Here is a 13811-nt window from a genome sequence, read left to right as displayed (position 1 = left end):
TTAGCCATTGATAAAAGCTCAGAAATTTTTTCTGAGCTTTTTTATATATGAAGAATTTCGGAATCGTCTAAGATATCATCTCCTCTTAAGCGAAGAAAAATTTGGGCAACCGCTATGGTATCCTTTTCACAATAGGTTACTATTCTGTCAATGTCCTTGTCTTTGTAAAATACAGCATACACATCTGAGCCGTCAATGTCCTCTTTAGGAGACGGAATGCCTAAAACATTAGTCAATAATTTTAAAGACGTGTAGGATTTGTAGTCACCAAACTTCCATAACTCTAAAGTATCTAAATGTGGGACTTCCCAAGGTTTTTTACCAAAGAGATTTAGCTTGTATGGCAATTCTATATGATGAATAATCATACGACGAGCGATGTATGGAAAGTCAAATTCCTTACCGTTATGAGCACAGAGCAAATGTTTTGTCTGACTAAAATGCGAAATTAATAGGCTCTTAAAATCTTTCAATATTTTAACTTCCTCACCATGAAAAGAAGTCACTCTAAATGTTCTTACATCTCCTTGAATGTTGAAGTAGCCCACAGAGATACATACAATTTTCCCGAATTCGGCCCAAATCCCTGCTCTATCATAAAATTCCTCGGCTGTAAAGTCATCTTTGCGTTGATAGCGCGATTTGTTCTCCCAAAGATCTTGTTTAGCCTCCTCTAATTCCGAAAAGTGTTCAACTTCCGGTACTGTTTCAATATCCAGGAATAATATATGTTCGAGATTTAGTTTTGAGATCATGTCAAAAATTAGATTTATCTAATAAATACCCTTTAATAAATTCTACATTTTCTTTCAATCTACCATCCCATTTTTCCAAAGCGATATTTAGTAAAGATTTAGTTAGTTGGCTAGTTTCAATTTTCTCTCTAAAAAGTAATTGGTCTAGAACACCTAGTCCAAAATCAGCAACATTTTCATCATTTAAAAATTCCTCAACCCAATATAATGATTTTGGGTGAGCAATGTCTTTTATTATTAGAACTGCCAATCGACAATCATCTTTATCTTTCGAATTGTTATATATACTATATGCGTAGTCTGTAGCATGTTCGGATTCCAGAATTCGCAATGAATTTACTGCTAAATTCCATTCAGGTTTTAGTTGAATAATATAGTCAACTGTGTTCTCTATCCAAAGTTTTCCTAGAAATGCTTCAATAGCATATTGTGATTGTCTATCAGCTGTTAAATGTTGCTTATTCTCTTTTATTGATTTAGATATTTCATCCCAATGCTTATTCATTTATTGTTTTGAGATTATTTTAGCTGTCGATGGTTATAGATACTAATATATACAATATCAAGATAATAGATGTCTTAAAATAAAGATTGTTGCTTGGCTTCACTTTCATGATTTAACAACCACTGCTTTCGGTGAAGTCCACCTGCATAACCCGTTAAACTACCATCGCTACCAATAACACGGTGGCAAGGCACTATAATCCAAAGTGGATTTTTACCATTAGCATTGGCAACTGCTCTTATAGCTTTTGGATCTCCCAATTGTTTGGAAAGTTGTAGATACGACAAAGATGTACCATAAGGGATACGTTCTAAAGCCCGCCAGACCTTTTTCTGAAATGAGGTGCCTTCAGGGTTTAACTTTAAGTCAAACGATTTTAGATTAGAATTAAAATAGGCTTTAAGTTGTGTAACACAGTCTAAAAGTGATTCTGGTATTTCAGTAGATAATTCAGAAGAATAATCGTGAATGGAAACGGAGGATATACCATCAATATCACCAACGATATGGGCATGGCCTAAAGGGGTTTTAATCCAGCAGTCATCCATTAGTTTTCAGGATTGTCATTTTCAATCAAACCGAGACGTTTGGCACGGTACTCCCAACTCTTACGTGCTAAGGATTGAAGGTCCGAAATATTATCACTCTCGTCCATAATTTCTAGTCCTAATAGCGTTTCAATAACATCTTCCATAGTAACAATACCGCTAACAGAACCATATTCATCGACAACCAAAGCCATGTGATTTCTATTTTCTACCAACTGTTCAAAAAGGGTCGGAATCGGCATACTTCGGTTAACCACAATAATATTACGCTTAACTTCTTCTAAGGTTTTTGAGGCATTATCAAGTGCCATTTCTTTAAATACATCATCTTTTAAAACCAGACCGACAATGTTGTCTCGGTCATTTTTATAAATAGGAATCCTTGAAAACCGGATGTTAGAATTGGCCTTAAAAAAATCTTCTACCGTCATATCCTGATCGGCTGTTTTCATAACTGTTCGTGGTGTCATAACATCCTTTGCCTGTACCTCTTTAAAATTCAGCAGATTTTTAATGACCTTACTTTCGCTTTCTTCAAAAACTCCTTCTTCATGAGCTATTTCGGTCATGGCGACAAAACTTTCCCGGTTAAAAACACTGCCGTGTCCTTTTCCTCCAATAAGTTTAGTGGTTAATTGTAACACCCAAAGAATGCCTGTGTATTGTAATGGAAAGATTAATACATTTAGAGCTTTGGTTGTAAAATTGGCAAGCTGTTTCCAATAGGTGGCACCAATAGTTTTAGGGATAATTTCTGATGCCACTAAAATTAATATCGTCATAATGGTAGATACCAATCCTACCATAACATCTTCTGTAAATTCTATACCTAGAACAGAATGAGTTTCAGTTCCATAAAGGTTGGCATAGGCAACTTTAGCCTGTACACCTACTAAAATAGCACCCACGGTGTGCGCAATGGTATTTAGTGTAAGTATGGCAATTAGAGGTCTGTCGACATCATTTTTTAATGCTTCTAAATTCTCAGCATAAGATTTACCCTGATTCTTTTTTAAATTAATAAAGGTTGGGGTAACGCTTAACAGTGCTGCCTCTAAAATAGAACATAAGAAAGAAAAGAAAATAGAAATGGTAGCGTAAAAAATGAGTAAGCCCATTAAAAAGGATTGAATTAGTTGCTACGAAGTTACGAAATGAATTTTACACGTCGCAAAGAATGTTCGTTGAGCATGCTTTATTTAACATCTAAAAAAACACCAGCCGTAATTGTTGGATTAGCAGCGATAATACGGCCGCTAACTGCCCCCGTAAAAGCAAATGACGCCCCGAAGGATTTTGTGAAATAATAATTGAGTTCGCCGCCAAGGCTAATATATTCTACATTGTTGGCAAAAATATTGCCTTGAGAGTTTTGAGCATTTTTGTTTCCGTTTTTAAGAGACTTCACAATATCTGAACGCCCGATCAACCAAACGTTATTGTTAAAGAGATTTGCCCCAATCTCAAAACCAGTTCTTAACTCATCAGAAAAGTCTTCCGTTCTGTTATTGTAACCCAAATAGGCTTTTGAGTAAAAAGGAATTGAACTGAGGTTAAAAGGAATACCGGCACCAAGTTTTAAGAATTGGTTAAACTCACCATCACCAGTTTGGTAACTTCCATCCGAACCGCCATCACTTTCGCCCGTTGGTAATCCAAAAATTAATGTACCAGATACAGAGATGTTATCAGTGTTAAAAATACTATATTCTATTCCGATATCTATATCGCCAATTGAGTTTACCGCCTCTCCTTCTTCAATGACTTCGCCTGTTGTGCCAGAGATAACATCATTTTGATAGGTTCTTGCAAAAAATGGAATATAGGTTATAATATCCCAGGCATCAGTCAACCCATAATCCCCGTAAAAATTCAAGTTAAAGTTACCTCTCGTCACATTAGGGTCAATCTCCCCTGTGTCTGTGTAATGTTGATCTGTTTCTAAATACCAAGCTGAAAGTTTATAGTAGCCTTTTCCTTTTTGTTGCGTCCATTGAGAAAATACAGCTGTTGAACACAAAAGGCTAATAACAAGAATACATGTACTTTTTTTTAAATAATCCATTAATTGCATTTTAATCGTCTATGGTGCCACCACCAACCTTTACACTAAAAGGTTCACACCAATACAAAAGATAGGAGTAGTCGTTAATACCTGTGTCTGTTATGGTGTAAGAATGCGCACCATTAAACACAACTACGGGGCCTAGAGAAAGCGCATTGGCAACAGAGTTGGGATTATTTGTTAAATATAGATACAGCCCAGGCAGACTGGTAGAAGCGTTATAGTCTTCCGCAATAGATAGCAAGAGGTCATCTGAGTTTTCTATTTCGGAAAGAGTAAAACTTCCCGTTAAGGTATAACTGCTCGTTGTTTCTATTATTCCTGATTTGCCTGATGTATTTGGGGTGTCAACCTCTCCCATAATAACGGTTATGGTTGAACTATCCTCAACGAGTGAGTTATTAAAATTTACTGATGCTTTTATTGTGGATTCTCCTTCTGATAGTCCAGAGATTACACCATTCTCATCAATAGTCGCAACATTTTCATTAGAACTAGACCAATTAATGGTAGAATTTTCAATTTGACCGACATTATTAAAGAAGGTGGCGTTAAGTTGGTAGGTCTCAGAAACACTAAGGCTTTCGATGGGATTTAATATTCTTACCTCAGGAGTTACTTCGTCATTAATAACATCTTCACCAATACAGTTAAAACATAAAGAAGTAGAAACTAAAAAAAACAAGAGTGTTATTTTTTTCATATTCAGAAGGTTTAATACGGTAGTCGTATTAATACACTTCTGCTTACACAGATTAACTACTAATTAATTTCGCCAAGTCTTTGTAAATAGATGGGATACATATTTAATTTCACTATTAAATTAAAAATAAGTACCTTAGATAGCACACAACAAATACCTTTTTAGCCATGGGAACAATAAAGTCACTTAATAAATGGGCTAATAAAAACAGCTATTATTCAATAGATTTTTTAAGAGTTGCATTGGGGATAACCTTGTTTTATCAAGGGGTCTATTTTATGTCTAACCTACCTCGACTGTTAGAGCTTTACGAGCCTATTAAACCACTTATAGGAGATGTTTTTTTGGTGCATTACATTGCACCTGCTCATTTTGTCGGAGGGTTTTTAATTGTTTTTGGACTGCTGACCCGTTGGGCAGTTATTGCTCAATTACCGATTTTAATTGGTGCGGTATTAATCAACATTATCGGCCCAATGGATACGTCTAATTTAATACTTGCCCTAACCGTTTTGATTATTAGTATTTTCTTTTTGGTTTATGGCTCAGGGAAACATTCGGTAGACAAATACCTTAAAATGCAGCAGTAAAAAAAATCAGACTGACAATCTTGAATAGTATAAGCAGACTATCCATTTAGTAATTTCACAACATCCTTAGCAAAGTAACTCGCTATAATAGTTGCTCCTGCACGTTTTATGGCGGTCACTTGTTCTAGCATTACAGCATCATGGTCTAACCATCCTTTTTCGGCCGCTGCCTTTAGCATGGCATATTCTCCAGAGACTTGGTAAACTGCAATAGGAATATTAAACGTGTTTTTTATATCACGGACAATATCTAGATAGCACAAACCTGGTTTTACCATAACAATATCCGCACCTTCGTTAATGTCCATTTCTGTTTCTCGTATGGCTTCGTCTCTATTGGCAAAGTCCATTTGATAGGTATTTTTGTCTTTAGGGACGTTGTTCATGTCCACGGGTGCAGAATCTAATGCATCTCTAAACGGGCCATAAAAAGAAGAGGCATATTTAGCAGAATAACTCATAATGCCCGTATCTATAAAGTTCGATTGGTCAAGTGCTTCTCTAATCCCGATAATACGACCATCCATCATGTCACTCGGTGCAACAAAATCAGCTCCGGCTTGTGCATGGCTAAGGCTCATTTCTGCTAAAACGTTTACTGTAGCATCGTTTATGATTTTCCCTCCTTCGATAATGCCATCATGTCCATAAGATGAATAAGGGTCTAAAGCAACATCTGTCATCACTAACATGTCTGGGCAAACATCCTTCACAGTCTTTATAGCGCGTTGCATTAAACCCTCAGAATTTAAGGCTTCTGTGCCTTTATTGTCCTTGAGATTATCGGGTGCTTTTACAAAAAGAAGTACTGATTTTAAACCTAAATCCCATAACAATTTTACTTCGTTTTTAAGCAAATCTAAGCTATACCGATAATAGTTAGGCATTGAAGGAATTTCCTCTTTTATATTTTTACCCTCCACAATAAACAACGGCACTAAAAAATCGTTTGGTGAGATAAAAGTTTCTCTTACTAAAGTTCTTATACCTTCTGTTGTTCTTAAGCGTCTATTTCTTCTTATTGGAAACATAGTTATTAAATTTATAGACCAAGAGTCTTATTTACTTTGTCTGCTAGTTTTATGAATGATTTTGGAGCATTGAACCTATAACCAATATAAAATTCTACAAAACTAATATTGTCCTTAATTCGTGTTTCTCTATCGGCATTATGATCAAAAATAGTAAGACTTGAATTGACTCCCGCAAAAAACCGTTCGGAGTTGTAGCCCAAAACAGCTCTCCCTAAATATTCATACAAAGCAGTCGTGACAATCTTGTCATCAAAATCATTAACGTTGATACCAATCCCTAATCCAGCACCAACCCCAAATAGGAAGTTTTCATTTAACACAAAATTGTAATAGTAAGAAGGTGCAATTGCAAGGTCTATAGAGTGGGTATTGCTGAATCCTTCACTCGTCTGAGGAATTGAAGGGTCAAAAATGGTATAATAGTAAAAGAGCCTTGGCACAAAACTACCTGCGCTTTTTTTCTGCCATTCGTTTTGGAAACCTATAGCTCTAAATGAAAAATTGGGATTAAAAATATAACTTGTTGACCCACCAAAAGTAAGCGTCTTAAACTCTGGAAGCTCTATTGTGTTTTGGCCATTGCTCGCCGTAAATCCTTTTTCTTTATAGAAATCCAAGGTTTGCATCCATTGTCCCAAAAACATTCTGAAATTGAGATTAAACAATTTAGAGTCTTCATTATCTTTATTTTCCTTTATAAAACTAGGGGTAAAACCATAATCAATTTCAACAGACCTAAACAAAATGGACGCACCAAGGTATTGGCGTTCATTGGGTTTTAAATCAAAAAAAGAGTTTGAAGATTTATCTCTAATCTGAAATGAATTTGAGGTGTTGATTAATGAGATACGGGTTGTGATTTTTTCAGGAAACGTTCTTATATAATTTGAAACTAATGAGTCAGTTTGCCCAAAAGAGGATACACCATTAATAAAAATTAATATGAAGGTTAACCTCAAACCCATTCAATAGGTGATTTTAAAATAGTTAATAATTTTTCTTCTTCACTATCTTTTTCTGGTTGATGATCATAAACCCACTGCACACGAGGTGGTAAACTCATTAGAATGCTTTCAATTCGTCCATTGGTTTTTAAGCCGAATAATGTGCCTTTATCATGCACCAGATTAAACTCGACATAACGACCACGTCTAATTTCCTGCCAATCTCGTTGCGCTTTGGTATAATCTACATCTTTTCTCTTTTCAACTATTGGCGCATAAGCCTCTAAAAAACTATCACCAACTTCTGTAACGAACTTATACCAATCTTCCATTTGCATAGTCTCGTCCGCCTTGCAATAATCAAAGAATAAACCGCCTATACCACGACCTTCGTTACGATGCGCATTGTAAAAGTAGTCATCACATCTCGCTTTGTATTTTGGATAAAATTCAGGATTGTGTTTGTCACACGCTGTTTTACAAACTGTATGAAAATGTTTAGCATCTTCTTCAAACAAATAGTAAGGTGTTAAATCTTGACCACCACCAAACCACTGGTCAACAATTTTGCCGCTTTGGTCATACATTTCAAAGTAACGCCAATTAGCATGCACAGTTGGCGCCATAGGGTTTTTGGGATGCAATACTAAGCTCAATCCACACGCAAAAAAATCAGCATCCTTTACCCCGAAATAGGACTGCATGGTTTTAGGTAATGCACCATGCACTGCAGAAATATTGACTCCACCTTTTTCAAATACAGCGCCATTTTCTATAACACGGGTTCTCCCGCCACCACCTTCGGTACGCTTCCATAAATCTTCTTTGAATTTAGCTTTACCATCGATGTCTTCTAGTTTTGAAGTGATAGTATTTTGAAGATCTTGTATGTAGTTATAGAACTTATCTTTCATAATTATACAATTCATACAGCTCCATGTCCAAAGGATGTTCACCTGGAGGAGTATAAGATTTTTCTAGAGTTGATACCCATTTAAAATGGTTCTTCTTTGCCACTTTTATACTTGCAGTATGATCTTTGTGGGCAATTATCTGGAGGGTATCAATACCTAAGTCTTTAAAGGCATAATCTGATAGTTCAGCGATACTTCTGGAAGTAATACCATTGCCAGCAAATCTATAGTCTATGCAGTAAGCAAATTCACCTTGTTTTTTATCCCAGTCGAGTTCTTTAATATATATCAAACCCAAAAACTCACGGGTTACATTACGTTTTAATGTGAAAAGAAATTCTATTCTATTTTCAAATGCTTTTACTTTTTTCTCGGCAAAAAGTTCAGCTAAAGAAGGCGTTAAATTTTGTTCTAAAGTCTTTGGGAAATATCTTTTTAAATGTGATTCGTTAGCACATACAAAATCACACAACTTCCAAGCATCATGAGTTTTGATAGGTGCAATTTCTATGTCATCTACCACAATCATTGAACAACGTTGTTTTGAATTGGTGTATTTTCATTCTGAATTAATTCAACCGTTTTAAGGCTTGCGGCCGTTACACTCATAGGCAACACCAAAATAATCCCAACTACAGGAATGAACAAAAACAGCATAAACACAATACCGTTTCCAATAGCAACTCCTCTATATTTTTTTACAAAACGAATACTTTCTCTGTACTTAAAATGGCGTTCTAGAGTGTAGTCCATATTACCAAAACCAGCGTAATACGCCTGAACTAAAAATAATAGTATCGTTGAAAATATATTGACAACAGGAATAAACTTTAATAAAAGAATAGGAATGGAAATCAGTAGTTCTTTAGCCAGGTTTCTAATGTTTATTCTAACTCCTCGCCATAATTGTTCGCTAAAAGAGGTGTCTCTATGCGCATGATTTTTGTGGCCTAATAGATGTGCTTCAATTTTCTCCGAAACCGGACTCATAAATGGTGCGGACAGCGCCATAATAATGTGCTTATACAAAATGAATCCAATAGCCAAAATCATTATGGCACCAATTATCCCTGACACAGTGGCAAAGCCTTCTTTTCCCCAATCCCAAGGCCAGATTTGGGCAATAAAACCTCCGATATTATCAGAAAGTCCATAAGCCGTTATACCTATGATACTCGCCGTAATAACACTGATAATAATCGGAATAAAAAAATACTTCCAGAGCTTCAATTCAGACATTAATCTGAATACTCCTGAATACGATTTAATCGCGTCAAATATGTTTTTAAACATGATATTCTTTTACAGCGTCAATAAAGGCTTTGGCATTTTCCAACGGAATATTTGGTAAAATACCGTGACCTAAATTTACAATGTATTTGTCTTTTCCAAACTCATCAATCATCTGATGCACCATTTTTTTGATTTCAGAAGGTGGAGAAAATAAACGTGTAGGGTCAAAATTACCTTGTAGAGTAATATTACCTCCAGTTAAATAGCGTGCATTTTTTGGAGAGCAAGTCCAATCAACACCAAGAGCAGAAGCACCAGACTTAGCCATTTCACCTAAGGCAAACCAGCACCCTTTACCAAAGGCAATCACTGGGGCATCGTCCTTTAATGCATCGATGATTTGTTGAATATATTGCCACGAAAACTCTTGATAATCCACTGGGGATAACATGCCACCCCATGAATCAAAAACCTGAACGGCATTACACCCCGCCTTTACCTTTTCTTTTAAATAGGCAATGGTGGTATCTGTAATTTTCTGTAATAATTGATGAGCAGCAACAGGATTTGTAAAGCAAAATTCTTTTGCCTTGTCAAAGTTTTTAGAACCTTGACCCTGCACACAGTAACATAAAATTGTCCATGGAGAGCCAGCAAAACCAATCAAAGGAATTTCATTATTGAGCTTTTCCTTAGTGGCTTTTATAGCCTGGTAGACATAATTTAATTCTTCTTTGACATCCGGGACAATAACATTATCAACGTCTTTTGGGGAACGTACTGGGTTAGGCAGATAAGGGCCGAAGTTTGGCTTCATCTGCACTTCGATATTCATTGCCTGTGGGATCACTAAAATATCCGAAAATAATATCGCTGCATCCATACCGTATCTACGAATGGGTTGCACAGTAATTTCACTTGCTAATTCTGGAGTTTGGCAACGTGTAAAGAAATCATACTTTGCCTTTATTTCCATAAATTCTGGTAGATACCGTCCTGCTTGACGCATCATCCAAACGGGTGGGCGCTCAACGGTTTCACCTTTTAATGCTCTTAAGAATAAGTCGTTTTTCATGATAGGTATTAGCTTTTAGCCTTTCGCTTTTAGCTATGGCATATCAGCTATTTTTAATTCTATTTATTAAGCTATTTATCATTTTTGCCTCTTTATTTAGAAGTTCAAAAATGCTTTTTAAATCTTCTTCAGATATAAATTCTAATTCTTGTGAAATAATTAATTGTGTTTCCACTTCAAAAAGTGAACCCATAGCAATTTCAAGAAACCTCTTGAATTCTAGCTCACTATTTCTACTACAACCCTCAGCTATGTTACAAGGAATAGAAATTGCGGCTCTAGTTATTTGACTCCTTAAACCAAATTTTTCTTCTGTTGGTAACTGCTGAGAAAGAATATAAATCTGCTTTACGATTGTAATTCCATTTTTCCATATATCAAGCGTTCTGAAATTTCTCATTTTTTGCCCTCAAGATTTAAAGTTAAGTTTTCCAACAGCCAACACCAACACCAACACCAACAGCCAACAGCCAACAGCTAACTCACATAATGCTCATTCACCAATTCAATCACACTTTCTACTGTCGGGATTCTAGCAACTCTAACATCATCAAATCGCTTGCGTGCAGCTTTAGCAGTGCTTTCACCGATGCAAAAAGCAATAGCATTGGCTTTATTTTTCTTTAAAAAGCTATCCACAGTTGAAGGGCTGTAAAATAATACTCCCTCAACAGGTTCTTTAAGTTGAAAAGCATCATATTTAGTTTGATAAGCCTCTATCTCATTTACAGTGATATTATTCTCATGTAAGATGTTTGGTAAATCATCCATCCTTAAGTCGCTGCAAAAATAAGTCACTTCTGTACCTTCAATATATTCTACTAAGTACTCCGCCAATTCTTTAGCATTAGCAGCCATGTGTTTTACTTTACCAATACGCTTCTCAATAAGTCTTTTGGTACGTCTCCCAACACAATAGATGTTTTTAAATTGTAACTCTGGAGCTGAAAAATTAGTCAATAAGGCTTCAACTGTATTTTTACTTGTAATAACGACATTTTGGATTTCATTACGAACGACACTTTTTGGGATGCGATTTAAACTAATTTTAATAGCATCGTTACTTTCGGCAACAACGTTATTGTGAAAGAGTGTCATTTGATCGTCAGTCAAGGTTTTGGTCGAGTAAATATTTGTTTTCTGTTCACTTCGTTTTACTTGATCTATAAGCGTTTTACCACCTTTATCAATCACATAATCTGCACAAAATTCAGCAATGCCTTCATGCTTACCTAAAGGAGCAACTTTGGCAACTTCAATTTTTCGTGTTCCATCTTTGCTTAACAAAATGCCCTTAAAATTGACCTCTTCGTTTTTTATAAAAGCTAAGGCTCCAATGGGCGCTGTACAGCCACCTTCGAGGCGATTTAAAAATTCACGTTCAATTGTGGTGCAGATTTCTGTTTCTTCATGATTAATCTCAGAACACATCGAAAGAATATCATCATCAGCCTCTAAAGCAGCAACCATTACAGCTCCTTGGGCAGGAGCAGGAATCATCCAGCTTAGGTTAATGGAATTTTCGGGTGTAAGATTTAATCGTCCTATGCCCGCTGCAGCAAATATGGCACCATTCCAATCGTTGTCTTCTAATTTCTGAAGTCGTGAATTGACATTGCCACGTAAGCCCACCACAGTATGGGTTGGGTAACGATTGAGCCATTGTGCACGACGTCGTAAACTTCCTGTAGCAATAACAGCATCCTTAGCGGATAGAAACTCTTCATTCTTTTTAAAGACTAAGGTGTCATTAACATTACCTCGTTTTAAAACCGCTGCTTGAACAATGCCTTTTGGTAATAGCGTAGGTACATCTTTTAACGAGTGGACGGCAATATCAATTTCTTCATTAAGAAGAGCGATGTCTAGAGTTTTGGTGAAAATCCCAGTAATACCAAGTTCGTATAAAGGCTTGTCTAAAACGAGATCCCCTGTAGATTTTACTGGAACTAAAACTGTTTTATGTCCAAGATGTTCAAGTTGTGCTTGTACGGCTTTAGCTTGCCACAAAGCGAGTTGGCTGTCGCGTGTGCCAATGCGAATAATTTTAGACATTCTCTTTAGTTTCTAACTGAAATATTTTTTTGATAAGCGTAAGACTTTCATCTGAAGAATTGGTGTCCTCTCTCAAATGATGAGCAAAGTGATTCGTGATTTTTTGAATGATATTATTGCTAATTAATTCTGCCTGATCTTCGTTGAAATCAGATAACTTTTTGCGTTGCGTATTCAATTCAGAATTTTTAAAATCAGTTAGCTTGTGTTTCAATGCTTGTATTGTTGGTACAAACTTTAAAGTATCTATCCAAGAATTAAAGTCGGTCATAATCTCACCAATAATCGCTTCAGCTTTTGGGATGTGAGATTTACGATTTTCTAAGGTGTCATCTGTAATCTTAGCCAAATCATCTAAATGTACTAAAGTAACATGCTCTAAATCTAAGACATCCTCATTAACATTTTTAGGAATGGATAAGTCTAAAACTAAAAGGGGTTTCTCAGTGTCAATCAGTGATTTGTAAACGGTAGGTTCGTTAGCGCCAGTAGCTACAATCACTATATCTGAAGCGTTTAATTCGGATTTAAGCTCATTAATGTCTTTAACCAAAAGATTAAATTTACCTCCTATAGCATCCGCTTTTTCTTTGGTTCTATTGATTAAGGTGATATGAGGGTTTTTGGTATGCTTTACTAAATTTTCACAGGTGTTTCTACCGATTTTACCAGTGCCAAAAAGTAAAATGTTCTTTTTGGAAACTTTAGTGACGGTATTTAAAATGTATTGGACAGAGGCAAAAGAAACAGACGTTGCGCCAGATGATAATTTAGTTTCAGTTTTTATGCGCTTACTGGCTTGTATTACGGCATTAACCAAACGCTCCATAAATGCATTTAATAATCCTTCTTTTTTAGATTGTTTAGCGCCGTACTTTAATTGTCCTATAATTTCAAAATCGCCTAAAATTTGGCTATCCAATCCAGACCCTACTCTAAACATATGAGCAATAGCGTCTTTATTTTTTAAGATATAGGCTACTTCCCTAAACTCTTCAACAGTACCTTGAGTGTTGTTGCATAAATGTTGAATAAGTTGATAAGGGTGTTCTGCAAATCCGTACAATTCTGTTCTATTACAAGTAGAAACAACTACGAGAGCTTCAACACCTTGAGATTTTGCTTGCTTGAGTAACCTTTTTTTGGCGGTGTCATCAAGACTAAAATGCCCACGGACTTCTGCGTCAGCTTTTTTATAGCTAAGACCAACGGCATAAAAATGTGTGTTTGTTTCTTGAGTCTGCATATCAAATGAGCCTTTTCAATAAAGGCAATGCAAAAATAATTGGAGTGATACAGAAAAAATAACGCTAAAAGAACTTAAAGTATCGATAGTGGTTTTTTAAGAAGATGTTTTGATAAAATATCTAGGAATACGTTATTTTAGCAG

The 13811-nt window shown here is 35.9% G+C and carries 16 protein-coding genes; 1 reads left to right on the top strand and 15 read right to left on the bottom strand.

Going from position 1 to position 13811, the window contains the following annotated elements; translation table 11 throughout:
- Window positions 1-41: 41 nt before the first annotated feature.
- The 6 genes from ACFEMA_RS00850 to ACFEMA_RS00825 all read right to left on the bottom strand — a co-directional run bounded on the left by ACFEMA_RS00850 (window position 42) and on the right by ACFEMA_RS00825 (window position 4576).
- Window positions 42-755, bottom strand: a complete 714-nt coding sequence (locus ACFEMA_RS00850) for a 3'-5' exonuclease (RefSeq protein WP_411766066.1) — start codon at window positions 753-755, stop codon at window positions 42-44.
- 1 nt (window position 756) lies between these two features.
- Complete coding sequence (locus ACFEMA_RS00845; RefSeq protein ID WP_411766065.1) at window positions 757-1260, bottom strand: hypothetical protein; 504 nt, start codon at window positions 1258-1260, stop codon at window positions 757-759.
- Window positions 1261-1334: 74 nt separating this feature from the next.
- Window positions 1335-1808, bottom strand: coding sequence for a methylated-DNA--[protein]-cysteine S-methyltransferase (locus tag ACFEMA_RS00840; protein WP_411766064.1), 474 nt, complete (start codon window positions 1806-1808; stop codon window positions 1335-1337).
- Window positions 1808-2926: a CNNM domain-containing protein gene (locus ACFEMA_RS00835; protein ID WP_411766063.1), complete on the bottom strand. Its 1119-nt coding sequence runs from the start codon at window positions 2924-2926 to the stop codon at window positions 1808-1810. The genes ACFEMA_RS00840 and ACFEMA_RS00835 overlap by 1 nt, the downstream gene beginning before the upstream one ends.
- Window positions 2927-3003: 77 nt before the next feature.
- Complete coding sequence (locus tag ACFEMA_RS00830) at window positions 3004-3873, bottom strand: hypothetical protein (RefSeq protein WP_411766062.1); 870 nt, start codon at window positions 3871-3873, stop codon at window positions 3004-3006.
- 10 nt (window positions 3874-3883) lie between these two features.
- The gene (locus ACFEMA_RS00825) at window positions 3884-4576 is read right to left on the bottom strand and encodes an Ig-like domain-containing protein (protein WP_411766061.1); all 693 of its coding nucleotides are present in this window, start codon (window positions 4574-4576) and stop codon (window positions 3884-3886) included.
- Window positions 4577-4743: 167 nt separating this feature from the next.
- Here ACFEMA_RS00825 and ACFEMA_RS00820 point away from each other — a divergent pair, with 167 nt between their 5' ends.
- The gene (locus ACFEMA_RS00820) at window positions 4744-5166 is read left to right on the top strand and encodes a DoxX family protein (RefSeq protein WP_411766060.1); all 423 of its coding nucleotides are present in this window, start codon (window positions 4744-4746) and stop codon (window positions 5164-5166) included.
- 38 nt (window positions 5167-5204) lie between these two features.
- On the opposite strand, the gene hemB is transcribed toward ACFEMA_RS00820, so the two are convergent.
- The 9 genes from hemB to hemA form a co-directional block, all read right to left on the bottom strand.
- Complete coding sequence (gene hemB / locus ACFEMA_RS00815) at window positions 5205-6197, bottom strand: porphobilinogen synthase (protein WP_411766059.1); 993 nt, start codon at window positions 6195-6197, stop codon at window positions 5205-5207.
- An 11-nt stretch (window positions 6198-6208) separates the two neighbouring features.
- Window positions 6209-7165, bottom strand: coding sequence for a DUF4421 family protein (locus ACFEMA_RS00810; RefSeq protein ID WP_411766058.1), 957 nt, complete (start codon window positions 7163-7165; stop codon window positions 6209-6211).
- Entirely contained in the window at window positions 7156-8058 is a 903-nt protein-coding gene (gene hemF / locus ACFEMA_RS00805; RefSeq protein WP_411766057.1) for an oxygen-dependent coproporphyrinogen oxidase, read from the bottom strand. Before hemF ends, ACFEMA_RS00810 begins: the two co-directional genes overlap by 10 nt.
- Entirely contained in the window at window positions 8048-8587 is a 540-nt protein-coding gene (locus ACFEMA_RS00800; protein WP_411766056.1) for a GNAT family N-acetyltransferase, read from the bottom strand. Before ACFEMA_RS00800 ends, hemF begins: the two co-directional genes overlap by 11 nt.
- Window positions 8584-9351 carry an EI24 domain-containing protein gene (locus tag ACFEMA_RS00795; protein ID WP_411766055.1) on the bottom strand — a complete coding sequence of 256 codons (768 nt, stop codon included), beginning with the start codon at window positions 9349-9351 and terminating at the stop codon, window positions 8584-8586. Before ACFEMA_RS00795 ends, ACFEMA_RS00800 begins: the two co-directional genes overlap by 4 nt.
- Window positions 9344-10369: a uroporphyrinogen decarboxylase gene (gene hemE / locus ACFEMA_RS00790; protein ID WP_411766411.1), complete on the bottom strand. Its 1026-nt coding sequence runs from the start codon at window positions 10367-10369 to the stop codon at window positions 9344-9346. The genes ACFEMA_RS00795 and hemE overlap by 8 nt, the downstream gene beginning before the upstream one ends.
- A 40-nt stretch (window positions 10370-10409) precedes the next feature.
- Window positions 10410-10766, bottom strand: a complete 357-nt coding sequence (locus ACFEMA_RS00785; RefSeq protein WP_411766054.1) for a four helix bundle protein — start codon at window positions 10764-10766, stop codon at window positions 10410-10412.
- 77 nt (window positions 10767-10843) lie between these two features.
- A complete protein-coding gene (gene hemC, locus ACFEMA_RS00780) occupies window positions 10844-12421 on the bottom strand; it encodes a hydroxymethylbilane synthase (RefSeq protein ID WP_411766053.1) in 1578 nt (525 codons plus the stop codon).
- The gene (gene hemA / locus ACFEMA_RS00775) at window positions 12414-13667 is read right to left on the bottom strand and encodes a glutamyl-tRNA reductase (RefSeq protein WP_411766052.1); all 1254 of its coding nucleotides are present in this window, start codon (window positions 13665-13667) and stop codon (window positions 12414-12416) included. The genes hemC and hemA overlap by 8 nt, the downstream gene beginning before the upstream one ends.
- Window positions 13668-13811: the final 144 nt, after the last annotated feature.

It is taken from the genome of Winogradskyella sp. A3E31, assembly GCF_046720935.1.
Classification (GTDB): domain Bacteria; phylum Bacteroidota; class Bacteroidia; order Flavobacteriales; family Flavobacteriaceae; genus Winogradskyella.
This window is presented reverse-complemented; position numbering and strand designations above follow the sequence as displayed.

What these genes read in the sequence shown, in the direction of transcription:
- ACFEMA_RS00785 (WP_411766054.1), bottom strand. Translation starts at nt 10,766, where the DNA reads ATGAGAAATTTCAGAACGCTTGATATATGGAAAAATGGAATTACAATC.
- ACFEMA_RS00830 (WP_411766062.1), bottom strand. Translation starts at nt 3,873, where the DNA reads ATGGATTATTTAAAAAAAAGTACATGTATTCTTGTTATTAGCCTTTTG.
- ACFEMA_RS00825 (WP_411766061.1), bottom strand. Translation starts at nt 4,576, where the DNA reads ATGAAAAAAATAACACTCTTGTTTTTTTTAGTTTCTACTTCTTTATGT.
- ACFEMA_RS00845 (WP_411766065.1), bottom strand. Translation starts at nt 1,260, where the DNA reads ATGAATAAGCATTGGGATGAAATATCTAAATCAATAAAAGAGAATAAG.
- hemB (WP_411766059.1), bottom strand. Translation starts at nt 6,197, where the DNA reads ATGTTTCCAATAAGAAGAAATAGACGCTTAAGAACAACAGAAGGTATA.
- ACFEMA_RS00800 (WP_411766056.1), bottom strand. Translation starts at nt 8,587, where the DNA reads ATGATTGTGGTAGATGACATAGAAATTGCACCTATCAAAACTCATGAT.
- hemF (WP_411766057.1), bottom strand. Translation starts at nt 8,058, where the DNA reads ATGAAAGATAAGTTCTATAACTACATACAAGATCTTCAAAATACTATC.
- ACFEMA_RS00820 (WP_411766060.1), top strand. Translation starts at nt 4,744, where the DNA reads ATGGGAACAATAAAGTCACTTAATAAATGGGCTAATAAAAACAGCTAT.
- hemC (WP_411766053.1), bottom strand. Translation starts at nt 12,421, where the DNA reads ATGTCTAAAATTATTCGCATTGGCACACGCGACAGCCAACTCGCTTTG.
- ACFEMA_RS00835 (WP_411766063.1), bottom strand. Translation starts at nt 2,926, where the DNA reads ATGGGCTTACTCATTTTTTACGCTACCATTTCTATTTTCTTTTCTTTC.
- hemA (WP_411766052.1), bottom strand. Translation starts at nt 13,667, where the DNA reads ATGCAGACTCAAGAAACAAACACACATTTTTATGCCGTTGGTCTTAGC.
- ACFEMA_RS00810 (WP_411766058.1), bottom strand. Translation starts at nt 7,165, where the DNA reads ATGGGTTTGAGGTTAACCTTCATATTAATTTTTATTAATGGTGTATCC.
- ACFEMA_RS00795 (WP_411766055.1), bottom strand. Translation starts at nt 9,351, where the DNA reads ATGTTTAAAAACATATTTGACGCGATTAAATCGTATTCAGGAGTATTC.
- ACFEMA_RS00840 (WP_411766064.1), bottom strand. Translation starts at nt 1,808, where the DNA reads ATGGATGACTGCTGGATTAAAACCCCTTTAGGCCATGCCCATATCGTT.
- ACFEMA_RS00850 (WP_411766066.1), bottom strand. Translation starts at nt 755, where the DNA reads ATGATCTCAAAACTAAATCTCGAACATATATTATTCCTGGATATTGAA.